17 protein-coding genes, 1 riboswitch and 2 other annotated features (1 of these 20 cut by a window edge) are annotated in these 22,590 nt (G+C 56.5%); of the genes, 13 read left to right on the forward strand and 4 right to left on the reverse strand.

The window, feature by feature from the left end:
* Positions 1-48: 48 nt before the first annotated feature.
* Positions 49-1,074 (reverse strand): LCP family protein, encoded by a 1,026-nt coding sequence (locus AC6ROY_RS17980; protein WP_500101947.1) that lies wholly within the window; start codon positions 1,072-1,074, stop codon positions 49-51.
* Positions 1,075-1,240: 166 nt separating this feature from the next.
* Here AC6ROY_RS17980 and AC6ROY_RS17985 point away from each other — a divergent pair, with 166 nt between their 5' ends.
* The 4 genes from AC6ROY_RS17985 (at position 1,241) to bcp (ending at position 4,521) form a co-directional block, all read left to right on the forward strand.
* Positions 1,241-2,296 carry an ABC transporter ATP-binding protein gene (locus AC6ROY_RS17985; protein WP_500101948.1) on the forward strand — a complete coding sequence of 352 codons (1,056 nt, stop codon included), beginning with the start codon at positions 1,241-1,243 and terminating at the stop codon, positions 2,294-2,296.
* The gene (locus tag AC6ROY_RS17990) at positions 2,289-3,083 is read left to right on the forward strand and encodes an ABC transporter permease (RefSeq protein ID WP_500101949.1); all 795 of its coding nucleotides are present in this window, start codon (positions 2,289-2,291) and stop codon (positions 3,081-3,083) included. The genes AC6ROY_RS17985 and AC6ROY_RS17990 overlap by 8 nt, the downstream gene beginning before the upstream one ends.
* A 6-nt stretch (positions 3,084-3,089) precedes the next feature.
* Positions 3,090-3,878, forward strand: coding sequence for an ABC transporter permease (locus AC6ROY_RS17995; protein ID WP_500101950.1), 789 nt, complete (start codon positions 3,090-3,092; stop codon positions 3,876-3,878).
* 148 nt (positions 3,879-4,026) lie between these two features.
* Positions 4,027-4,521 (forward strand): thioredoxin-dependent thiol peroxidase, encoded by a 495-nt coding sequence (bcp, locus tag AC6ROY_RS18000; protein WP_500101951.1) that lies wholly within the window; start codon positions 4,027-4,029, stop codon positions 4,519-4,521.
* Between the two features lie 315 nt (positions 4,522-4,836).
* On the opposite strand, the gene AC6ROY_RS18005 is transcribed toward bcp, so the two are convergent.
* Entirely contained in the window at positions 4,837-5,742 is a 906-nt protein-coding gene (locus AC6ROY_RS18005; protein WP_500101952.1) for a helix-turn-helix transcriptional regulator, read from the reverse strand.
* Between the two features lie 121 nt (positions 5,743-5,863).
* Between AC6ROY_RS18005 and yicI the strand changes: the two genes are divergently transcribed.
* The gene (gene yicI / locus AC6ROY_RS18010; RefSeq protein WP_500101953.1) at positions 5,864-8,194 is read left to right on the forward strand and encodes an alpha-xylosidase; all 2,331 of its coding nucleotides are present in this window, start codon (positions 5,864-5,866) and stop codon (positions 8,192-8,194) included.
* 61 nt (positions 8,195-8,255) lie between these two features.
* Here the strand turns inward: yicI and AC6ROY_RS18015 are convergent, their stop codons facing one another.
* The gene (locus AC6ROY_RS18015; RefSeq protein ID WP_500101954.1) at positions 8,256-8,531 is read right to left on the reverse strand and encodes a hypothetical protein; all 276 of its coding nucleotides are present in this window, start codon (positions 8,529-8,531) and stop codon (positions 8,256-8,258) included.
* A 38-nt stretch (positions 8,532-8,569) separates the two neighbouring features.
* Between AC6ROY_RS18015 and AC6ROY_RS18020 the strand changes: the two genes are divergently transcribed.
* From AC6ROY_RS18020 to guaA, 6 genes are all read left to right on the forward strand, one after another.
* Positions 8,570-9,619 carry a lactonase family protein gene (locus AC6ROY_RS18020; RefSeq protein ID WP_500101955.1) on the forward strand — a complete coding sequence of 350 codons (1,050 nt, stop codon included), beginning with the start codon at positions 8,570-8,572 and terminating at the stop codon, positions 9,617-9,619.
* An 83-nt stretch (positions 9,620-9,702) separates the two neighbouring features.
* Positions 9,703-9,975: a DUF7667 family protein gene (locus tag AC6ROY_RS18025; protein ID WP_500101956.1), complete on the forward strand. Its 273-nt coding sequence runs from the start codon at positions 9,703-9,705 to the stop codon at positions 9,973-9,975.
* 785 nt (positions 9,976-10,760) lie between these two features.
* On the forward strand, positions 10,761-11,732 hold the full coding sequence (locus tag AC6ROY_RS18030) for an AAA family ATPase (RefSeq protein WP_500101957.1): 972 nt from the start codon (positions 10,761-10,763) through the stop codon (positions 11,730-11,732).
* Between the two features lie 11 nt (positions 11,733-11,743).
* The gene (locus AC6ROY_RS18035; RefSeq protein ID WP_500101958.1) at positions 11,744-13,090 is read left to right on the forward strand and encodes a DUF58 domain-containing protein; all 1,347 of its coding nucleotides are present in this window, start codon (positions 11,744-11,746) and stop codon (positions 13,088-13,090) included.
* Positions 13,077-15,668 (forward strand): transglutaminase-like domain-containing protein, encoded by a 2,592-nt coding sequence (locus AC6ROY_RS18040; RefSeq protein WP_500101959.1) that lies wholly within the window; start codon positions 13,077-13,079, stop codon positions 15,666-15,668. Before AC6ROY_RS18035 ends, AC6ROY_RS18040 begins: the two co-directional genes overlap by 14 nt.
* 171 nt (positions 15,669-15,839) lie before the next feature.
* Positions 15,840-17,378: a glutamine-hydrolyzing GMP synthase gene (guaA, locus tag AC6ROY_RS18045; RefSeq protein WP_500101960.1), complete on the forward strand. Its 1,539-nt coding sequence runs from the start codon at positions 15,840-15,842 to the stop codon at positions 17,376-17,378.
* 220 nt (positions 17,379-17,598) lie between these two features.
* On the opposite strand, the gene AC6ROY_RS18050 is transcribed toward guaA, so the two are convergent.
* Positions 17,599-19,209, reverse strand: a complete 1,611-nt coding sequence (locus AC6ROY_RS18050; RefSeq protein WP_500101961.1) for an S-layer homology domain-containing protein — start codon at positions 19,207-19,209, stop codon at positions 17,599-17,601.
* A gap of 284 nt (positions 19,210-19,493) precedes the next feature.
* On the opposite strand from AC6ROY_RS18050, the gene AC6ROY_RS18055 reads away from it, so the two are divergent.
* Positions 19,494-20,186 (forward strand): helix-turn-helix domain-containing protein, encoded by a 693-nt coding sequence (locus tag AC6ROY_RS18055; RefSeq protein WP_500101962.1) that lies wholly within the window; start codon positions 19,494-19,496, stop codon positions 20,184-20,186.
* A gap of 109 nt (positions 20,187-20,295) precedes the next feature.
* Positions 20,296-20,396, forward strand: a riboswitch (purine riboswitch).
* Positions 20,397-20,501: 105 nt separating this feature from the next.
* Positions 20,502-21,911, forward strand: coding sequence for an NCS2 family permease (locus AC6ROY_RS18060; RefSeq protein WP_500101963.1), 1,410 nt, complete (start codon positions 20,502-20,504; stop codon positions 21,909-21,911).
* 109 nt (positions 21,912-22,020) lie between these two features.
* Positions 22,021-22,293, forward strand: a binding site (T-box leader).
* 63 nt (positions 22,294-22,356) lie between these two features.
* Positions 22,357-22,590 (forward strand) — a binding site (T-box leader) (it continues 74 nt past the right edge of the window).

Genomic DNA, 22,590 nt, shown 5'->3' on the forward strand with positions numbered 1-22,590 from the left:
TTCCTCGAAAAAGCGGAGCTTTCGCTCCGCTTGTCGGGTTGACGCTGTCTACTTTTTCGCCGGAGTGACGGCCGACTTGGTTGAACCGGCGGCAGCCTTCGATTCCGTGGGGAACGGGTCGCGCCCCTCAAGCACCGCCTGCACATACGGCAGCAGCTTGTCGCGGTTGAAGCTGATGACCTCGGCCCCGCCGACCCGCTTCTCGACGAGCAGCTCGGCCGGCGGAATTTGCGAGCTGGCCATCCCTTCGGTTTTGGCCTCCAGAGCGAGGGTGCCAAGCTTGAGCATATCGGTGGCCGTCAAATTTGTCTCGATGTACGGATCAATGCTGTTTAAAATCATCGGCATCCGGATCAGCGAGCCGGTGGATTGCATTTTCTGGGCGACGGCGGTCATAAATTTCCGCTGGCGCTCGGTCCGGGAGAAATCGCTCAGCGCATCATGGCGGAAGCGTACATATTGCAGCGCTGTTTTGCCGTTCAGGTGCTGCGGCCCCTTTTTCAAATCAATATCAAATTCGGGCTCCTCGGAGTCGCGGTACTTCATATTTTTCTCGACGTCCAGCTCGATGCCGCCAATCGCGTCCACAAGAGCGATAAAGCCTTGAAAATCGGTATAAATGTAATACTGGATCGGAATACCTAGCAATTCACTGGCCGTCTTCATCGCCAGATGCGGTCCGCCGGTGGCGACAGCGGTGTTGATCCGATCATTGCCGTGTCCCGGCACCTTCACATACGTATCGCGCAAAATCGACAGCAGCACTGCCTTTTTCGTCACAGGGTCAATCGAAGCGACCATCATGGAGTCAGAACGAGGAATTTCGTTTTTTTTCAGGCCGCGGGAGTCGCCGCCAAGCACCAGCACGTTTACGCGCTCCTTGCCCTCCCATTTTGGAGGCAGCAGCGACTGGGGATCGGTTCCCTTGCCTGTGCCAAGCGCTGAAAATTTGGTCGATTCGGGCTTGCTCTGGATGTTTTGGGCAAATTTCATAAAGCCGTATGTATAATAACCAACGCCCGCAAGCAGTACAATAAGGACAACGACAATCAGCCGCTTGAATGTTAGTGCCATAGGTGAGATCCCTTCCTTCATCTTCGGATATGCTTTTCCTGCTGCACCGCTTCGTGTATCATAACGAGGTGACGGTTTATAGGTTCCCGAAAATTTCTATTCATTATACCGGGTATCGCTGTAAGGTCGCAAGCTTCGGCAAATTTTGACAGGAGGACTTCCAGAGATGTCGCTTGCTATTGATGTGCGCGAGCTGCGCAAGGAGTTTCAGGTGCAGAAAAACCGCGAGGGTCTGAAGGGCGCCTTCCGCGATCTGTTTAGAAGAGAGTATAACCACGTCCGAGCGGTCAAAGACATCAGCTTCCAAATTCCGCAGGGCGAAATTTGCGGATATATCGGGGAAAACGGTGCCGGGAAGTCCACGACGATCAAGATGCTGACCGGCATCCTTGTGCCTACGTCCGGAGACATTCGCGTTAACGGCTACATTCCCTATAAGGAGCGTGAGGCGTTTGTCCGCGGCATCGGCGTCGTATTCGGCCAGCGCAGCCAGCTGTGGTGGGATTTGGGCGTCGTAGAGTCGTTCCGGCTGCTGCAAAAGGTGTATCGCGTCCCCGACGGCGACTACCGGCAGCGGATGGATGAGCTGGTAGACCGGCTCCAGCTTGGCGAGCTGCTGAACCGCCCGGTGCGCAAGCTCAGCCTTGGGCAACGGATGCGCTGTGAGCTGGCGGCTTCGTTGATCCATAATCCGTCGATTTTGTTTCTGGACGAGCCGACGATCGGTCTGGATATTGTCGTGAAGACGGAGATTCGTGAATTTCTCAAGTCGATGAACAGCCGGTTCGGCACGACGATTTTGCTGACGACACATGACTTGCAAGATATTGAAGCCTTATGCTCGCGGGTCATCATGCTGGATGACGGCAATATCATTTACGACGGCGGGCTGGATGAGCTGAAGGAGCGCTGGGGCAAAGGGAAGGACATTTACCTGCGGTTTGCGGAGCCGGTACAGCTGGACAGGCTGCGCGTGCTGACCGAAGGGCTGGATGTGGAGTGGTCGCTGGAAAATGAGCTGACAGCCAAGGTGTGGCTTCCGCAGAAGCGCGTCGGCGTATCCGAGGTGCTGTCGCGGGTCGTAAACGTCGTCGGGATCGAGGATATCAAAATTGTCGAGACGAACACCGACGATATCGTGCGGGAAATTTACAAATCAGGCTCCGCCGAAACCCGGCAAGCGCCGCAGGACAGCGAACGGGAAGTGACCGTGCATGTCTAGCGCCTATCTCGAAATTATCCGCATCCGCTTCCTGATGATGCTGGCCTACCGGGTCAATTATTACAGCGGCATTATTATTTATGCATTAAACATCGGTGCGTATTACTTTCTTTGGAAGGCGATCTACGGAACGAAGGAAATGCTCGGGGGCTTGACGCTGGAGCAGATGACGACCTACGTAGCGGTTGGCTGGATGGCCCGCGCCTTCTACTTTAATAATCTGGATCGTGAAATTGCGACGGAGATCAAGGATGGCAGTGTGGCGGTGCAGTTTATACGGCCTTACAACTACATTTTGGTCAAAATGATGCAGGGGCTGGGCGAGGGGCTGTTTCGGCTGCTGCTGTTTTCGACGCCGGGCATGGTGATCGTCTCGCTGCTGTTTTCCGTCAAGCTGCCGACCGATCCGAAGCTGTGGGTTGTATTTCTCGTGATGCTGTTTTTCAGCTTTCTGATTAATACGCAGCTGAACATCATTACCGGGCTGAGCGCCTTTTTTCTGGAGAATAATGAAGGCTTGATGCGGATGAAGCGGGTGGCGGTAGATTTGTTCTCGGGGCTGGTCGTGCCCATGTCGTTTTTCCCCGGCTGGGCCGAGGGAGTGCTCAAGCTGCTGCCGTTTCAGGCGATTACGTATTTGCCGAGCAAGGTGTTCACCGGAGCGGTCGCGGGGGATGCCGTCTATGACGGGCTGCTGGTGCAGGTGCTATGGTTTGCGCTGCTGCTGGCGCCGCTGGTGCTGCTGTGGCGGAGCGCGCGCAGCCGTTTGTTTGTGCAAGGGGGGTAGGAAGCTGTGTTGTTCTATGCAGGACTTGTTGTCGATTACTTGAAAAATTATATGAAAACACGCCTGACCTACCGCTCGGACTTCTGGATAGAGGTGCTGTCAGACCTGCTGTTTAACGGCCTGAACCTGTTTTTTATTTTGGTCGTATTTGGTCACACGGCATCCATTGATGAATGGAACGAGCAGCAGGTGTTGTTTATTTACGGTTATTTTATGGTGCCGTACGGTATTTTTATCGCGTTTTTCAGCTTGTGGAACTTTGGTGAGCGATACATTGTCAAGGGTGAGCTGGATCGGATTTTGACCCGTCCGGCGCATAACCTGGTGCAGTTGATGCTGGAGAATATGGACCCGTCGTCGCTATTCAGCGCGCTGGTCGGCTTGCTGATTATGGGCTACACCTGGTCTGAGCTAGGCCTTGCGCTGACCTGGTCCGATCCGCTTATGCTGGCGCTCATGGTAATCGGCTCGATTCTGATTTATGCCGGGGTGTACATTTTCTTTACGGCGCTGTCGTTTTTCTCCGATGCTCCGACGGGCATTACGGCGCTGCTGTGGAACTTGCAAAACTACGGGCGGTATCCGATGACGATTTATAATGCGGCCATGAAATTTGCGCTGACGTGGGTGCTGCCGTTTGGCTTCGTCGGCTTTTACCCGGCCGCGTATTTTCTGGATCGGGACAATTGGGGCAGCTTCGCGCTGCTGACGCCGGTGGTCGGCGTTATTTTCTTCATCATCGGTTTGTCCGTATGGAATTACGGAGTCAAACGTTACCGCGGCGCAGGCTCCTGAGGACGGCTGGACAGAGCGGGGGCGGTTGGGGGGCAGCCGGAGCGCTATTCGGAATGGAAATGTGAGGGTGAAAGCAGGACGCGTTCCCGGACCGGCGGCTAACTGCCGCTGGAACGGCTCGCGGCCTGGATGCCAGGGAGTGTGACATATGGAAGAGTTGAAGCAAGAATTACAAGTCGGGCAGCTAGTGCCTGATTTTACGCTGGTTGCCGGAAGCGGGAAGCAGGTGTCTCTGAGCGATTACCGGGGACGCAACATCGTTTTGTATTTTTATCCGAAAAATAACACCCCGGCCTGTACAGAGGAAGCTTGCCAGTTCCGCGACTACTCTGGTGAATTCGGCAAGCTGAATACGGTGGTCATCGGCATTAGCCCGGACCCTGTTCGCTCGCATCAACGGTTTGCGGATAAATACGAGCTGCCGTTTCTGCTGCTGTCCGACCCGGAGCATGAAGCGGCGGAGCTGTTCGGCGTCTGGGCGCTCAAAAAGCTGTATGGACGCGAATATATGGGTGTCGTCCGGTCGACATTTGTGATCGGCAAGGACGGCTCGCTCATCAAGTCGTGGAGCAAGGTGCGCGTCAAAGGGCATGTGAACGAGGTGGTGCAGGCGGTTAAGGAAGCTGAAGCCTCCGGAGCTTAAGGCTTGGGAAGGTTGAGGAAATTGATTAAATTTTTAAAATATGGGTAAATATAGAAAATATGAGGAGAGCTAAAAAAGCTGAGGCTGCTGAGCATAAGTGTAAGGAACCGCAACAACGGGCATGAAAACATTTTACATAAACCGTCATTTACATAAACCGTCATCAGGATGCAGGCGCTGTGCGGGCAGCGGACCGGATCGTGATGGCGGTTTTTTTGCCTGATCAAGCGGGCGGCGGTTGGCTGAAAGGGAGTCGGAAGCCAGCAGAAACCAGGAGAAGCCAGCGCAGCCGGGGATGTGGCAGTCCGCATGTCGCTAGTTGTGGTCCAGGGACTCCGACTTTTGCCGGCGGCGGTAAGCGGCGGGCGGGCAGCCGAAGTGCTGCTTGAACAACGTGTTGAAATAGCTGAGATTATTGAAGCCGACGTCCAGCGCGATTTCCATCACCTTCCGGTCGGAATGCTTGAGCCGAAGCGAGGCTTGGCGAACGCGGTACAGGTTCAAGTATTCAATCGGCGTCATGGCGGTCGTTTTTTTGAAAAACCGGCAGAAGTACGCTTCGCTCATCGCCGCTGTTTCGGCCAGCTTGCCCAGCGGAATCGGCTCCTGGTAATGCTGCTCGATGTACACAATCGCCGATTTCAGCCGTTCATAGCTGGGGTGGCCCGCAGCGCTCCGCAAGCGGTCGCTATGATCCTGCGGGTCCCGTATGGCGAGCAGCCGGGACATAAGCAGACAGAGCAGACCGCGGGTCGTCAGCTCCAGCAGCGGCGCGCCGCTGCTGCTGGCGTCGAACAGCTGCCGCAGCAGCGCCAGCAGCTCGCGCTCCGGCGCAGTCTGCTGCGTCAGATGGACGGGGACGCGCCACGTTTTGCGAAGCAGCGGGAGCATGTAGCGTTCATGAACGGCATCCAGCGGTCCGCTGCTCAGCAGGGTCGGATGGAAGACGACAGCCAGAAAGGAGCAGGGCGCGTCTCCGGCTACTTGACCGGAATGCAGCTCGCCCGCATTGACAAATACCGCCTCGCCCGCCTGCAAGCGATAATCGCGGCTATCAATCCGCAGCCTCGCTGCGCCCTCCGTTACCAGCAGAAACTCCAGCTCGTCATGCCAATGCAAATCCAGCAGTAATTCCTCCGGCGGACAGGTGATCGCATACACATTGGCCGGATGGTTCGGATCGCCGTGGATGCGGTTTTCCTTCAAGGCGGATTTGTTCACCGGATAGCTCCCCTTTCTCCAGTAAGCAGAGGTCAAAATCGTGATTATAATAGTCAATATATACGTAGAAAGCGATTCCAAAGGTCAATATCATTATAAGCAAAGAAACGGAGGGATCGCAATGAAGTTTACGGACGGGTACTGGGGATTTCGGCCAGGTGTGGATGTGCAGATGCCTGTAGAGGTAAGGGATGTTCAGTCGACGGCCGGTAAGGTTACCGCCTACGCCGCGACCAGACTGGTCAAGCGCAAGGGAGAGACGCTGAACGGCGCGCTGCTGACCGTTGAATTAAGCTCGCCGCTCCCGGAGGTGATCCGGGTGCGCTGGACGCATCATGCCGGGAAACGGCAGGCGGGCCCGTCCTTTGCCATTCACGAGGATGAAGCCGCACCTGTTGTGATCGAGCATATGGAGGATACGGTGGTCATGGCCAGCGGCGCGCTGCAGGCGGTGATTCGCCGCTCGCCGACATGGGGGCTGGAGTTCAGGTACGAGGGACGCCGACTGACGGGCACAGCTCACAAGGGCGCAGCTTATATCCGGGATCAGGATGGCAGGCCGTATATGCGGGAAATGCTGGATCTGGGCGTCGGCGAGCATATTTACGGATTAGGGGAACGCTTTACGCCTTTTGTGAAAAATGGACAGGCCGTTGACATCTGGAATGAAGACGGAGGTACGAGCAGCGAGCAGGCGTACAAAAACATCCCTTTTTATATATCCAGCGCCGGGTACGGGGTATTCGTGAATCACCCGGAGCGTGTGTCGTATGAGGTGGCGTCCGAGGCGGTGTCCAAGGTCGGCTTCAGCGTGCCGGGCGAGACGCTGGAGTACCTGATCATCGGCGGAGCGACACTCAAGGATGTGCTGGACAATTATACGAAGCTGACCGGACGGCCTGCGCTGCCGCCTGCCTGGTCATTTGGCCTTTGGCTGACGACGTCGTTCACCACCGACTATGACGAGGCGACGGTTACCGGATTTATAGAGGGGATGGCGGAGCGGCGTATTCCGCTGCATGTGTTCCACTTCGACTGCTTCTGGATGAAGGAATACCAGTGGTGTGATTTCGAATGGGATGCGGCGATGTTCCCGGACCCGGAGGGCATGCTGCGCCGCTTGAAGGCACGCGGGCTGCGGATTTGCGTCTGGATCAACTCGTATATAGCCCAGAAGTCGCCGTTGTTTGCGGAGGGCGCGGAGCGTGGATATTTGGTGAAAACGCCGGACGGCGGCGTGTGGCAGTGGGACCGCTGGCAGGCGGGGATGGGGCTGGTCGATTTTACAAATCCGGCTGCGATCCAGTGGTACCAGAGCAAGCTGCAGCGGTTAATGAATATGGGCGTCGATTGCTTCAAGACGGATTTTGGCGAGCGGATTCCAACAGATGTTGTGTATTTTGACGGCTCTGATCCGCTGAAAATGCATAATTATTACACCCAGCTGTATAACAAAGCGGTATTTGAGGTGCTGGAGCAGCATCGGGGCAAGCATGAAGCGATGCTGTTTGCCCGCTCCGCGACGGCCGGAGGCCAGCAGTATCCGGTACATTGGGGCGGCGACTGCTCCGCCAACTACGATTCCATGGCCGAGACGCTGCGCGGCGGCCTGTCGCTGGGCTTGTCGGGCTTCGGCTTCTGGAGCCATGATATCAGCGGATTTGAGCGGACGGCTCCGCCGGATATTTACAAGCGCTGGGTAGCGTTCGGGATGCTGTCCTCCCACAGCCGGCTGCATGGCAACGAGTCGTATCGGGTGCCGTGGCTGTTTGATGAGGAAGCGGTGGATGTATTGCGGCTATTCACCGAGCTGAAGTGCAGGCTGATGCCGTATTTGTTCAGCTATGCCGTTGAAGCGACGTTCCGCGGGCTGCCGATGATGCGCGCAATGGTGCTTGAGTTTCCCGAGGATCCGACCTGCCACTATGTGGACCGGCAATATATGCTCGGCGAGCGGCTGCTGGTCGCTCCGATCTTCAACAGCGAAGGGACCGTGACGTATTATGTGCCGGAGGGCCGCTGGACCAACTGGCTGACGGGAGAAACGGTTATCGGCGGCAGATGGCATCACGAGACGCATGGCTACAGGACGCTGCCGCTGCTTGTCCGGCCGAATTCATTGATCGCGCTCGGCAGCAACGACCAGCGTCCCGACTACGATTATGCCGATGGCGTTGCGCTGCACCTGTTCGAGCTGGAGGACGGGGCGACGGCTGCCGCTGTCGTACACAACCTCGACGGCGAGCCGCAGCTTGAGGTACAGGCAGTGCGAAGCGGTGACACGGTACGCATCACGGCGGCTGGCGCGGCCGACAAGCCGTGGACGCTTGTGCTGCGCGGCTGCGAGGGCGTCAACGCCGTCGAGGGCGGCGAGGTGTCGGGCCATGCGGAGGGCGTCGGCGTACGGATTCAGCCAGCGGCCGGCGTTCAGGAGCTGAGCATTGAGCTGTAGCCATTGCCATTGGCCCGTTTGCCATTGGCGGATGCAGATCACACGGGAGGCCAAGGCGGTGTTAGGAGTTAGCTGCGGCAACCGTCTGCGATCGGCGTCCGGAAGCTTCGGATTTAGCAGCGCCATGGTGCGGATAACCGAGTGTTGGTGAGCTTCTTGGCAGCGCCATGGTCGGGTAACCGAGTGTTGGTTGAGCTTCGAGCAGCCGATAGCGGACTGAAGGCAATAGCGGATGAAACGAAACCGGGGTCGCAGGACGCCCGGTTTTGCTTTTATGGCGGAAAGGAATAAAATGGATAGAAGACATGGCGAAAACCAACGATTGAGCATGCAGCATGACGTCATCAGCATCATAAAATTCCGGGAGGCATGACTATGACGCAGCAATACGTTCCATTACTCATCGGCACTTATCAGAAGCAGGGCACGGATTCGATTTTTTCACTGGTTTTCAACGAGGAAACCGGGGCATTCGCCGTAAAGGCGGCAAATACAGACCTGGCCGACCCATCCTTTCTGATCGTCAACGGCAAGCGGGACAGGCTGTACAGTGTAATTGAGGATGCGGACGAGTCGGGCGGCAGCGTTGCTTCCTTTGAACTGGATGAGGAAAGCGGGGCGCTCCGGCTGCTGAATCAGCGGAAGACGCAAGGGGGAGCGCCGTGCCATCTGACGCTGCTTCATGGGGAGCAGGTGCTGCTGGTGACGAATTATATGAGCGGCAGCGTGGCGGTTTATCCGATCGAAGCGGATGGCGGCCTGGGGGCGCTCAGCGACTTGCAGCGGCATGCCGGGCATAGCGTGACTGAACGCCAGCAAGGGCCGCATGCGCACTGCGTTGTGGTGAAGGATGGACATATTTATATCGCGGACCTGGGACTGGATCAGGTTGTACAGTACGGCCTGGAGCCGGAAGGCCCGCGCCTGGTGCGCAAGGCGGCTTTCCAGGTCGAGCCGGGCGCAGGGCCGCGGCATCTGGCCTTTCATCCGGAGCTGCCGTTTGCTTATGTCATTAATGAGCTGAACAGCACGATTCAGGTGTTCCGCTACGAGCCGGAGTCCGGGGAATTAACGAGGGGGCAGGTAATCTCGACACTGCCTGCCGATTACGCGGGCGTTAGCTATTGTGCGGAAATCGTCGTCCATCCGTCCGGTCAAACGCTGTACGGCTCCAACCGGGGGCATGACAGCATCGCAGTGTTCAGCATCGACCCAAGCAGCGGCGAGCTGGAGCTGCGGCAGCATGCGTCTACGCTCGGGCGGACGCCGCGCAACTTTGCGTTGTCCCCAAGCGGCCGTTATGTGGTGGCGGCCAACCAGGATTCGGACTCGCTGTATTCGTTCCGGGTGGATGCGGCGGACGGAACGCTTGCACCCACGGGGCAGTCTATCACGATCCCGCGCCCGGTGTGCGTGAAGTTCTAATAGAGTTGAAGTCTAAAGGCGGGAGAAACCGTCAACACTAAGCCTGGAGGCGTAACTAAGCCAATTTCCGGGGGAGTGAGCGTATGCTGCCATTTCATTACCGTATGGCCGAGCTGTGGGCGCATCATCAGGTAAGGGAGCTGAGCGCGGAGGAGCAGCAGGAGCTGTCGATGTGCTTGCAGGCGAACGTCAATTATGCCCGCAAGCTGAGCGAGCTGCATAATTATGTCGATGCAGCGGCGATCGTCCATGATAAGCCGTGGCTGGAGGAGCTGAGCCGAAAAATTGCGGCGATGGAGCAGGAATTTCAGCTGCAGCTGGCTGCGCTGAAAAAAAGCAAGTTTAGCAAAGGGTAGCTGGCTGAGGCGTCAGTTCGTCAGAGAGACAAGGTCGGGGGCTGTTCCAAAAGTTGATTTGCGATGTTCAGCCTCTGCTAAGCTGCATAGGTTGTGTATAAAAAGAACCTTCATTTTCACGGTTTTGGGTGGATTTGAAGGTTTTTTTGTTGATCGTGCAGGGCTTCTGGACAGCGTGTGGAACCCGCATAAATGAGCAGGAATTACAGCAGCAGCTTAAGCGTCAAGTTCCTGCGGAGGGGCCGCCGCTTATTTCCAGTCCGGATCGGGACGATACCATTCGCATGCGGCAGCATGCCCATGACGATATGGACGTTCGATGAGCGGCGGCCGTTTTATCCGAGCTGAAATGTAAGGATGGATAAGGCATAGAGGGGCGTATGAACCGGCAATTCCGTGCTTTCCGCTATCAAGTTTACCAAGCCTATCAAGGAAGATGTCTTTGGAGAGAGGACGTTTGCAGATGGCTTGTCTTTCGTAGGGAGGACACTTCGGAGCTGGCAGTGATTCGGGTACGGATGGTTCTTAGGTCTACATCTGGTTGGTTCAGGCGCGTATGCAACTAAATATGGACGTAGAGGATAGAGGAAGTCATAAGGGGTGAATGTCCGCTTTTTAAAAAACATGTGTCTACTGGGGGCGGACATTAAAGGGGGCGAACCTTTGGGCGCTTGTTCGGGTCTGGGGCTCATCAAGTCTAAAATCTCTCAAATCAGGCGATACTGGAATCATAGACTACGAGTCTGCGAAGGCTAGATCGCCTTAGTTTAGGGAGGAAACCAGGCATGCTGAACTCATCTGCGTCGGATTCGCCGCAAGTTCTGTTAGAACGGATTATGTACCAAATGGAAAAGGTCATCGTCGGCAAACGGGCTGTCATGGAGAAGCTGCTCGTTGCTTTGCTGGCCGGCGGGCATGTGCTGCTGGAGGATGTGCCCGGTGTCGGCAAAACGATGCTGGTGCGCGCGCTTGCACGAACGATGGACGCCAGCTTCAAACGGATTCAGTGCACGCCGGATTTGCTGCCGTCTGATTTGACCGGTGTATCGGTTTACAATCAGCGGACAACGGAGTTCGTATTCCGGCCCGGTCCGCTGCTGGCCTCCTTCGTGCTGGCCGATGAGCTGAACCGGACTTCTCCGCGCACCCAGTCTGCGCTGCTTGAGGCGATGGAGGAGCGGCGGATGACGGTGGATGGCACGACGTATCCGCTGCCGGAGCCGTTTTTTCTGCTTGCTACGCAAAACCCGGCTGATTTCGCAGGCACATTTCCGCTGCCGGAAGCGCAGCTGGACCGTTTTCTGCTAAAGCTGACGCTCGGATACCCGGAGCTGCGCGAGGAGGTGGACTTGCTCGGCCGGATGGATGAGGGGCCGCCTCTGGCTCAGCTGCGGCCGGTGCTGCTGCCGGAGGAGCTGCTTCGGCTGCAAAAGGAGGTGCGCGCTGTCCATGTCGATGACACGATGAAGCATTATATCGTGCAGTTGACCGCTGCAACCCGGCAGCATCCGGACATCGCGCTCGGCGCAAGCCCGCGCGCCTCGATTGCGTTGATGCGCGCGGCGCAGGCGGAAGCTTACCGAAGCGGTCGCGGTTACGTAATCCCCGACGACGTGAAGGCGTTGGCCGGGCCGGTGCTGGCGCACCGGCTGCTGCTTCATGGCGGCGCACAGCTGGCAGGCGGCAGCGCAGAGTCGCTGATCGCCGGGCTGCTCGGCGCTATGGCGGTGCCAGTGCGCCGTCATGCGGCCGGTTAGCGGGGGCTCCGATGAAGGGAATCAGCGGAGTTGCACTGGCGGCGTTCGCCGCCGGATGGTGGGCCCAGGCTTGGGGCGGCCGCACAGCTTGGCTGCTCGGCGGCTCGTTGGCCGCGCTGTTGGCTTACGTGCTGCTGGCCTACGTTGCTCTGCGCGGGGCGGGGCTGCGGGTGGAGCGCAGCTGGGGCACAGGAAGAGCCGTATGTGAAGCAGGGAAGCGGCTGCCGATCCATTACCGCATTCGGCTAGGGCTGCCCATTCCGGGCCTGTGGCTGTCCGTGGAGGAGCGCTGGCGGCATCAGGTGACCGGCGAGATCGTCAGCTTCGCAGCGTGCGGCTCGGCGGGACTGCTTGGCGAAGCGGCGCTTGTTGGCTGCTCGGGCCCGCTGCCTCGCGGGCCATATCGGGCGGCGGAGCGTGTAATCGCCGCGGGAGACGCCTTTGGCCTGCTGCGTGTCACGCGGCGGCAGGCTGTGGAGGGGCAGCTGCTTGCGCTGCCCGAGGCCGCGGTGATGCCGGCTGGCGCTCAGGGAGCCGCCGCGGATGCTTGGGCCGCGCGGCGCGACTCGCGCGCGGCAGGGGTGCCCTACGTGCCGCAGCTGCTCGGCACGCGGCCTTATGCGCCCGGTGATCCGCTATGCCGGATTCACTGGCGCTCCAGCGCGCGGACAGGCGAGCTGCGCGCCAAGGACATGGAGCTGCCCGGCGTTGGGCGGCAGCTCATTTGTATAGACGCGGCTGGCGCTGGCGCGTCTGCCCGTTTGCGCCCCGGCGGCGCAGCTGGGGCGGACAGGATCCCCGCCGCCGGTTCCGGGCGCGCGGCGGATGAAGCGCCCACAGCGCCGCAAGCTGCGCTCGCGGCGCTGTGGGCGCAGCCCGCGTTGACGGCGGCGATTGCGGCCGCCGCGGGCCTCGCGCACCAGGCGTTGGCGCGCGGGCATGGTGTACGCCTGGCGCTCAGCGACGGCCAGGCGCATGAGGCGGCAGCCGCGCCGCATGGGCGCGGCGCGGCGGAGCCGCTGTTGGCGGCGCTGGCTGCAGCGCCGCAGGGCGTGCCGCGAAGCGGCGCGTTCGCCGCGCTGGTCGCGCGCGAGGCGGCCGCCGCAGGCGGCGGGGTGACCGCGGTCACGGCGCGGCCAGACCCGGATCTTGCGCCCGCCTTGCGGCGGGCCAGACAGGGCTGTGTACACGTGATCATCGTGTACGGGCCGTGGTGGCCCGGCGGAGCGGCCGGGCTGGACAATTGGCGGCGTGAGCTGTTGGCCGCTGGCTGCACCGTCATGGTGTGGCCGTGCGGACAGCAGCCTGTCGCGCCGGAGGCCGATTTGCGGGGAGGTGCAGGCGATGCCGCGATTTGATGATCTATGGCGCAAGCAGGCATCCGGCCAGACGGTGGCGGCGGTTCGGCAACGACAGTCGCAGCCGTCCTCCTCGCTAGGGATGGACATGCTGCTGAGCCTGCTTGTGCTGCTGCTTGTGCTGGAATGGTTGTATCCGCTCGTCCGGCTTGCGGATGTGACCGAGCTGTATTCGATTCGACCGTTTGTTGTCACCTTCGCGTTCTTTGCGCTGCTGGACACGTTTCGCCGTCCGGCCTGGGTCGTCTGGCTAGTGAAAGCGGCCTGGATCGTCGGCTGCACAAGCTGGCTGCACAACGACCAAAGCCTGCTTTCGCCCGCCGAGTGGGCCGTCTGGTTCAGCGAGCTGACAGCGGACGCCGGTGAAACGCTGCGCGGTGAGTTCGGCGACTGGGAGCCAGCGACCCGGACCTTGCTGTTTATGGCCGGGTGGTCGTTTCTGCTTTCCGTTCTGCAATCGCTGGCGCTGGAGCGCCGTCAACTGCACGGCTTTGTGCTGCTGACGCTTGTTTTGCCGATGGGGGCGCAAACAATCTGGGGACTTGACGCGTTCCCGTCCGCCTGCCGCAGCCTGCTGTTCGGTCTGCTGCTTCAATTGCTGCTGCAGGCTGGCCGCTGGCGGAGCCGTCTTGAGGAGCTGCAGGAGCGCGAGGCGCAGCGGCGGCCAGATTCCGGTCTGCGGTTTGCCCGTTTGCCAATCGTGCAGCCGCCGCTTCCATCCTCGCCTCTCACTGACAATCCGGGCTTCAACGGCAAAGCGAGTCGTTCGTCCGCCGCGCTGCTGCTTGTGATAGTTGCTGCGGCTGGCATGGTCGCGGCGCTGCTGCAGCCCCAGCAGGGGCATACGCCGGATTGGAGCCGGTATATGGCGCTCTGGCAGGAACGCTTTCACGCATTTACGGGTGCAAATGGGAACGCCGAGCAAGCCACGGCACGCAGCGGTTATGGCGCGGATGACAGCCGGATCGGTCAGCCGCTGCGGCTGGATGATCGGCTTGCGTTTACGGCGGTTACGGATCATCTCACCTATTGGCGCGGGGAAGCGAAAACCGTGTATACTGGCCAAGGCTGGGCCGAGCCGGATGCGCGCGCCGGAGCGGGCAGCCTGCTTTTCGACGAGCGGAATGCAGCTAAGCTGGGCAGTGAGCTGACAACGATCCGGCAAAGCATCACGCTGGCTGACAGCTCCTTGAACCGGACCTTATTTACCGGCGGGGCGCTTGCTCGAATTATTTCGCTGCAAGGCGCTCAAGGCGGGCCGATTCCCTTAGCCTGGGTTTGGCAAAATAGCGTCACCGACCGGATCGCGCTGCCTGCATTGGCGGAGCCGCTGGCGGCTTACACGCTGGAAACCCGCCTGCTGACGGACCGGACGCTGCTAGAGCGGGCGACTGCCGATGACCTACCGGCGCCTGAGGACATCCGAATCCGCTTCACGCAGCTCCCCGAACATATGCCGGAGCGGGTGGGGGAGCTGGCGCGGCGCATTACGCAGGCTGCTGTCGGCGATCAGGCGAAGGCGAGGGCGGTGGAGCGTTATTTGCGCGAGCAGTATACGTATGACACGGCGCGCACGCGTCCGGTGGCGGCTGGAGGGGATGCTGTCGATCACTTTCTGTTTGAGCAAAGGGTCGGCTACTGTGACCATTTCTCCACAGCGATGGTCGTGCTGCTCCGGGAGGTTGGCGTTCCTGCCCGTTGGGTCAAAGGCTTTGCGACCGGAGATGTCGTCGATCAATATGCAGAAAGTGGTCGCGAGCTGTACACGGTTCAGGTGAGGCAAAAGGACGCGCACGCCTGGGTCGAGGTCTATTCGCCGTTGTATGGCTGGGTGGCTTATGAGCCGACGCCAGGATTTGCCGGGGCGGCAAGCACGGAAGACCGCTTTGCGTCGGCTTCAACGGTAACGGATGTCGAACAGAGCCTGGCTCCGCAAGCTTCAGCGTCAGAGCCGTTTGGGCTGGCCGAGCTGCGACAGCGCTGGGAGACCGTCTGGCGGCAGACGCAGCAGCTTGCTGTTCGTGCGGCTGAAATGCCGGCACAGCTTGGGCCGTGGCTGATGCAGCTCAGTTCGTTCGTCCAAGCGATGTGGCGGCAGCATACTTTGCTGTTTGCCGTGCTGGCAGCTGCGGTTTGTTTGACGCTGATCGCCGCAGTGCTGATGTTTGCAAGACGATGGTTGTCAGGCTTCGGTTTCGGTAGGGCTTCAGGCTTTAATCGCGGTAAAATGAAACAAAGCACCCCTTCCCGCCAACCTGCACCCACAGCCGCCGCTTCGTCATCGGGGCAGCGAACGGGAGAACGCTTCGTTTACAGCTTGCGGCTGCTTGCCGCAAGGCGATTCGGCGAGCAGCTCTGGCTGCGTGTTCAGCGGGGCTACGGCCGGGCAGAGCCAAGCTTGACGCTGCGGGAATATGGGCAAACGCGTCCGCTCCCGGCCGGACCGCAGCGGGAGGCGCTGCAGGAGCTGCTACGCCTGCTGGAGCTGCAGCGTTACGCCGATCCTTATGCCGAGCAGAGCGGGGGAGTGTCCCGTTCCACGCTGCGCGAGGCATGGAAACGGCTGCAGCGTCGCTAGGCTCGCTATTTCAAACATGTCCCCGGGTATATTTCGTTTCAGACCGCAGATCAGTCCGGACGACAGCAATCGACACAATTACCGTCAGGGCATTGCCCTTTATCCGGCGGAGGCTTATAATAAGTGTCATTGAAAAAACGAACGATATGAAGCAGGAGGAACGTTAAACTCATGGACAAGCCGAATGAAATCATTGTGGTGCTCGACTTCGGAGGGCAGTACAATCAGTTGATTGCCCGCCGTATCCGCGATTTGGGTGTATACAGCGAGCTGCTGCCCTTTAACACGCCAGCCGAGAAGATCAAGGCGCTGCAGCCGCGCGGTATCGTATTTTCCGGAGGTCCCGCCAGTGTGTACGGGGATGAATCGCCGCTGGTCGACCCGGCCGTGTACGAGCTCGGCGTGCCGATCTTCGGCATTTGCTACGGGATGCAGCTGATGGCGCATCAATTGCAAGGCAAGGTCGAGCGCGCATCGAAGCGCGAATACGGCAAGGCAGAGGTTGATTTTGCCGATGCAAGCGGGCTGGCCCATGGCTTGGACAAGCAGCAAACCGTCTGGATGAGCCATAGCGACCTGGTCGTGCAGACGCCGGAAGGCTTTGTCGTCGATGCCAGCACGGAGCATGCGCCGATTGCGGCGATGAGCCATCCGGAGAAGCGGTTTTTCGCGGTGCAGTTCCATCCGGAAGTGCGTCACTCCGTTTACGGCAATGAAATGATCCGGAATTTCCTTTACCATGTGTGCGGCTGTGAGGGAACGTGGAGCATGACGACGTTTATTGATGACACCGTGCGTGACATTCGGGAAAAGGTCGGCGACCAAAAGGTGCTGTGTGCGCTGTCCGGCGGCGTAGATTCGTCCGTTGTTGCGATGCTGGTGCATAAAGCAATTGGCGATCAGCTCACATGTATGTTCATTGACCATGGCTTGCTGCGCAAGGATGAAGCGGAAGGCGTCATGGAGACGTTTGTCGGCAAATTCGACATGAAGGTCGTCAAAATCGACGCTCGCGAGCGGTTCCTCGGCAAGCTGGCCGGCGTGGACGATCCGGAGCAAAAGCGTAAAATTATCGGCAACGAGTTTATCCGCGTCTTCGAGGAAGAATCGTCCAAGTTCGATGATTTTGCTTTCCTGGCGCAAGGCACCTTGTATACGGATATCGTAGAAAGCGGTACGGCAACCGCACAAACGATCAAGTCGCACCATAACGTCGGCGGCTTGCCGGAGGATATGAAGTTCAAGCTGGTCGAGCCGTTGTCCGCGCTGTTTAAGGATGAGGTCCGCAAGGTAGGCGAAGAATGCGGATTGCCTGAGGCGATCGTCTGGCGTCAGCCGTTCCCAGGCCCGGGTCTGGCCATTCGCGTGCTTGGCGAGGTTACCGAGGAAAAGCTGACGATTGTCCGCGAATCCGATGCGATCCTGCGTGACGAAATTGCCAAGGCCGGTCTCGACCGCGAAATCTGGCAATATTTCACGGCGCTGCCGAACATGAAAAGCGTGGGCGTGATGGGCGATGCCCGGACGTATTCGTACACGGTGGGCATTCGCGCAGTTACGTCCATCGACGGTATGACCGCCGACTGGGCGCGTATTCCATGGGATGTATTGGAGAAAATCTCGGTTCGTATCGTTAACGAAGTCGACAACGTCAACCGGATCGTTTACGACATCACCTCCAAGCCGCCGGCCACTATTGAGTGGGAATAGGCAGGAGCGGATCAAGCCCTGTGCTGCCCGGCAGCCTTGATACATAAGAGCTTCCGGTCTCACGGGATGGAGACGGCCAGTGGGCGCGAACCTGTAACGTGTTAAAAAGCTCTCTTCTATTTGCGTTGCTTAGCAAATGGAAGAGAGCTTTTTTGCACGTAAAAAAGCGATTCAAGTTATGTCGATTTCGCCGCAGGTGTAAACATAAATCAGAGATAAGCTATTCATAATTTTCATTCATATGAGAGCGATATATAACTTTACGATCTGTCCCGCCATCCACATTGTCGATTGGTGTATAGAAGAGCGTGAATTGATTTTTCGAAGTGAAATTTTTCGGAATAATATAACCCGACACTTGAACTGTCGGCGAACCGCTAATTTCTTTAGGCTTGAGACGGAGACGGCTGCCTTCTTTTTCTTCTACAACACCAACGACATACTGGGTTTGGGGCTCTTTTACATTAATTTCGGTGTTTTCAGCAAGCCGCAAATCATACCAGTCCTTGTTATCAACCGAGATGCCGCAGGAGTTATGATAGAAGGCTGGTTGTTCTGTATAATTCAATTCACTGATTGAAAGCAAAGCATAACCGCTTACCCCGTTCAACGAATAATAATTAGGATACTCGCCCCAACTCAGGTCATCGGTCAACCATCTGCGATTCGGGTCATTAGGGTCGTCCAAATCGATTGCAATAAAAGATCGGGTTGTGCAGGAGACGAGTCCGTTAATTGAAGTTGAACTCCAGCCTTGATCGTCCAATTCTTGAGCTCCAAAATTATAGGTTGAAAAATATCTGGGAATCATGGTGACAACATTGCTTTTATGCCAAGCGATCTCTGCTGCCGCAACCGTATATTTGTTAGGTTCAGAACGTTCTCCGCTATTGAAGGCGACGACACGATTTACAAAGGTGACGGCTTGAGCGCGTGTTACCTTGGAATCAAGCGACAGCTCTTCGGTTCCTGTTCCTGTCAGCAGCCCTCGTAATGCTGCTTCGTAAATCATTCGATTCGAGGTAGAGGTTTGGTCATTCTTAGCCCTGATAATCGGGTCAACTCCACGGTGGAAATAGTTCAAGAAGCTCTCCAAGCTCTCTTGATCTAACGAAACCCGGTAATAGCATTCATTAGCATTCGGACAAAAATGTGCTCCTGCAATACCACAGCTGTATTCATTTTGGCATTGGTTGTGGTCCGAAACATATTTCGCAGGGTGTCGAGTCTTTGTAGCGGATAAAGCTTGTTCTAAATCCGACAGAACCTTTTCGGGATTTTGCTGAATTAAGCTAAAATCACCTTTAAAGTCTGAATTATTTTCGATCCTTTTTTTATCTGCTTCATAATTGAGATATTTTGATTTCAGAGTGTCTGTTGAAAAAATGGATGATGCTTTTTCATTCATTGCTTTTTCATACTCATACTGAACGGTTGCTCTCACTACGGTACTGGCTATTTCACTACGCGTAACGGGCGTGTCCAAGCCTGAACTATAATCGTCTTTATAGAGCTTATGGCTCGTTGCAGCTTGCATGTAAGGCGTGAACCAATGCCCATCCGAACGTGGTGTTTCGATTGGATACTGTAATGCTTTTACCATCATAGTTACTAATTCTTCGCCTGTGATCGTTGCATCCGGTTTGAAGGTTCCGTCTGTATAGCCGGTTGCAAAGCCTGAAGCTGCTGCTTGCTCGATCTGGCTTCTAGCCCAATGGCCCGAGATATCAGAGAAAGGAGTAGCAGTGTTTTGTTGTTCGGCATAAATAGGACTTGCTAGCAGAATTAGGAGAAATGAAAAGACGATAATTCCATACAACGTTTGTCTCATTAGCAGAAACCTCTATTCTAAGATGTTTTTAAGGTTAAATCGAATACTAAAGCACCAGCCATAAAACCTGCAGCGAACCTGAAGTGTTTCATTTTAATCCTCTCCTTGATTTATTTTTCAATTAAAAGCTAATATCCAAGCGGTCTATTACGCATTCTTATCATAGAGCTTCGATCAGTCACTTTTCCACGGACTTTAAGTCACATCGGCAAAAATCTATAACTTTTGACCTAGGAATCCGATATCTATATAAATAGCGTTATTGATATCGGGGGTTAGGTGTCGTGGATATTCGATCTGAATTTGGCAAACGGGTAAGGGAGCTGCGCGCTCGAAGTGGTATTTCGCAGGAATTGCTAGCCAACCGTGCAGGATTAGACCGTACATATCTAAGTGGAGTAGAACGTGGCGAGAGAAATATAAGCATTATTAACATTGAAAAAATCGCGAATGCGTTGAATATTTCGATTGAATACCTGTTTTCCAATGAGCGGTTTTCAAGCAATTTGGCCTATATTAAGAAAGATTTCGAGGTTCCTTTTTTTGAACGATTCAAATATCATTTGGACAGCAGCAAGAATATACTCAGCTTTCACGTTCATGGGCTGTTGACCGGTGAGAATGTTGATTATATGTCCAAGACGTTATTAGGGATTGCCTCTAACTTTCAACAGGGGGAATTAAGTATTTTCGTCGATCATCGGGATATGAAAGCATCGGATGGCGAGCCGGTTGTGTATTCTCCAGAAGTAACGGAGAAAGCGGTTTTGTTTCAGCAAAACGTCATATTATGCAGCAAAAAAGTCGTGGTTTGTTGCAATAGCGAATTCATGGTTCACCAAATGAACTATGTGACGACCATAAGCGGAATACGCGATAAGGCCACACATCTATATGAGAAGGACAGGGATATGATTGGGAAGGCATATGAATTGCTAGGTATAAATGGTCATGATCTGATCAAGCCATTAAGGTAGGCAGGGTCGAAATCTTTAGTAAGCAACCCGAACAAAACTGACCGATGGTCCGATAATGTTCGGAAAAATGATTGACATCCGGCAAGGCCGCTTTTAGAATGAAGGGAGTTAAAGCATGGAATAACCGTTTCGTATAATTCCGGGAATCGGCCTGGAAGTTTCTACGAGATCACCGCAAATGATCTGGCTACGAACAGGACGCGCTCGCTTCGCACAATACTGTGCGTTGCGTCGTTTCTTGTGAGCCCGGACCGTCAGGTACTTGGGCTTTTCGTCGTTGTTCCGAAAACACTCTGTAAGGGGGATTTTGGGAAGATGGATCGTTTTTTCAAGCTGAAGGAGCATGGCACGACGGTACGGACCGAGGTGATGGCCGGGCTGACGACGTTCATGACGATGGCCTATATTTTGGCTGTAAACCCGAACATTCTCAGCGCTTTCGGCTCGGGGGCGACGGGGATGGACTGGACTGCCGTTTTTCTGGCAACCGCCATTGCGGCCGGTCTGGTGACGATTTTTATGGGTTTGTTTGTCAATTTTCCGGTAGCGCTGGCGCCGGGGATGGGATTGAACGCTTATTTCGCCACGGTGATTTTGGCGTCCAACGGTACGTTTACGTACCAGATGGCGCTGACCGCGGTCTTTATTTCAGGGATTATTTTCATTCTGCTTACGGTGACTCGCGTCCGGCAAATGCTGCTCGTCGCTGTACCGGATAGTCTGAAGCATGCGATTACGGTCGGAATCGGGTTGTTTATTACGATTATCGGATTAAAAAACAGCGGTCTGCTGACGGTTGCCGTCGAGCTGGCCAATGATGTGCCGAAGGGCAAATATACGGACTTGCTGTCGTTTGAGACGGTGTTCCACATCGGCAGCATGCATAATGTGAATGTGCTGTTGACCGTCATCGGCTTGGCGTTGATTTCGGTTTTGATGGTGCTGCGCGTGCGCGGCGCGATTTTGTTCGGAATTTTGCTGACAACGGTTGTCGGGCTGTTCCTGCACAATCCGGATGGCTCGGCTGTTGTCAGTCTGTCGAGTCTGACGAATCCGCAGACGACGTGGGTGCCGGACTTGAGCAAGCTGGCGTTTGCCCATTTTGATTTTGCAGGCGTGATGAATGCAGGCATTATTACCGTTGTTTTGACGTTTACGTTTGTAGAATTGTTTGATACGTTCGGCACGCTTGTCGGCACGGCGAATCGCGCTGGCATCATGAAAAACGAAGTCGAGGGCCGCAAGCGCGTCGGCAAGGCGATGATGGTCGATGCAATCGGCGTCAGCGGCGGCGCGTTGGTCGGTACGAGCACGGTGACGGCTTTTGTCGAAAGCTCCGCGGGGATCGCGGAAGGCGGCCGCACCGGCTTGACGGCTGTAACGACCGGTGTCTGCTTCCTGCTGGCGATTTTCCTCGCGCCGCTTGCAGCGCTTGTGCCGGGTGCGGCTACGGCGGCTGCGCTGATCGTTGTCGGTGTGCTCATGATGCAGTCGGTGAAAGAAATCGACTTCTCCGATCTTGTGTACGGAATTCCGGCGTTTTTTATCGTTGCGTTTATGCCGTTCACGTATAATATCGCCAACGGAATTTCGTTCGGTATTGTCAGCTACGTCCTGCTGGCGACTGTCGCCCGCCTGGGCGGCAAAGGTGAGTACAAGGTGCATTGGCTGATGTGGGTGCTTGCGGTGCTGATTGTGCTGCGGTATATGTTTATTTCGGAGTAGGCTGCGCAAGGGACGGCTAGCGGACAAGCGGCGGTGATGCACTAGCGGATCGTTCATCACTTTCCGTCTTGACATCACGCCGATCACCGTCATATAATTACCTACAAATCAAAACGCAACGAACGGGAACAGTAACCGGAACCCCTATTCAGAGAGCTGCGGCATGGTGCGACGCAGTATAGGAGACATGGTGAAGCTCACCCGGGAGCGGCTAAACTGATGGTCCTGTGCAGCGCTGCACATAGGTCACATGAAGGACAGCAGGTTTGGACGGCTAGCCGCCGTGATCAGGCTTTGAGCGGATGTTGTTCCAGCCCTTGCGGCTTGTAGAGCAGCATTAACAAGAGTGGTACCGCGATAGGAACAGCCTGTCGTCTCTTATTTTAGAGACGGCCGGCTTTTTTGTTTGCTTGCGGCGCTGCCGGGCGTTCAATTTACCTATAGGATACACGCGAAGAACGGGAACAGTAAGACGGGATGGCCTGAACAGAGAGCTGCGGGGTGGTGCGACGCAGCAGGCGGACCGGCTGAAGCTCGCCCGGGAGCGGCGGAATTGACGGAGCATGTACATGCCGTCCGGAGCCTTCTGGCTGCGGGAACGGCCCGACTGCTGCCCAGATTCCGACGGAGCAGTCTCCGTGATCAACGTCCAAGCGGGATTGGCTTCACGACAGTAGTG

This window comes from Paenibacillus sp. sg306046, from assembly GCF_059821225.1.